Here is a 636-nt window from a genome sequence, read left to right on the forward strand (position 1 = left end):
AAAAAACGCCCCTGATGATTTCTGCGTACCTGCATGGCTATGCACTCAAGTGAATGAAGTAAGATTTCAGTCTGCGATCACCATAAAACCGGGAAAAAGCCGTATGACAAAACAGGAATCAGCCGCACTGAACATGGCAAAATTTATCCGGGCGCAGTCGCTGCTGCTGCTCGAAAAACTCGACGTGCTCGATCTTGATGACGAGGCAGCCGACTGTGAGCGAATGCACGAACAGGCAGAAGCGCTTTATCAGAAGCTGAGCGCACGCTTCGGTATACAGGACGGCGAATAAAGAGACGAAAAGAACGCTCACTTAGACGAAAAGCGTATCCAGGGCAACTATGTATACCCACCGTGTACATAGTCATGCCTGACGCTTTCGAGCAGGTCGAGCATGTAGGAACGACGAGCTTGATTGGTATCGGACACAATATGGCGATACGCCTCAAACATAACAGCACCCGCATCACCGCCCGAACGGCGAAGCATAGCGGAAATCATCCGCACAAAGAGCAGACGTTCATCGGGGCAAAGGTTCATAAGTTCTCCTGGTGAAAAACCAAACATGAAGCACCCATCTATTAACGTCAGCTGTGAACGCTTCATTACGCTTCATTAAAATAGGTAAACCCGGGA

General features: G+C 49.2%; 2 protein-coding genes. One reads left to right on the forward strand and one right to left on the reverse strand.

Annotated elements, in window-relative coordinates:
* Positions 1-103 precede the first annotated feature (103 nt).
* On the forward strand, positions 104-292 hold the full coding sequence (locus OGY07_RS01905) for a Rop family plasmid primer RNA-binding protein (RefSeq protein ID WP_000165998.1): 189 nt from the start codon (positions 104-106) through the stop codon (positions 290-292).
* Between the two features lie 47 nt (positions 293-339).
* On the opposite strand, the gene OGY07_RS01910 is transcribed toward OGY07_RS01905, so the two are convergent.
* Positions 340-606, reverse strand: a complete 267-nt coding sequence (locus OGY07_RS01910; RefSeq protein ID WP_223173001.1) for a hypothetical protein — start codon at positions 604-606, stop codon at positions 340-342.
* Positions 607-636: the final 30 nt, after the last annotated feature.

It is taken from the genome of Citrobacter sp. Cs237 (assembly GCF_030332325.1).
Classification (GTDB): Bacteria; Pseudomonadota; Gammaproteobacteria; order Enterobacterales; family Enterobacteriaceae; genus Citrobacter_A; species Citrobacter_A sedlakii.

What these genes read in the sequence shown, in the direction of transcription:
- OGY07_RS01910 (WP_223173001.1), bottom strand. Translation starts at nt 606, where the DNA reads ATGAAGCGTTCACAGCTGACGTTAATAGATGGGTGCTTCATGTTTGGT.
- OGY07_RS01905 (WP_000165998.1), top strand. Translation starts at nt 104, where the DNA reads ATGACAAAACAGGAATCAGCCGCACTGAACATGGCAAAATTTATCCGG.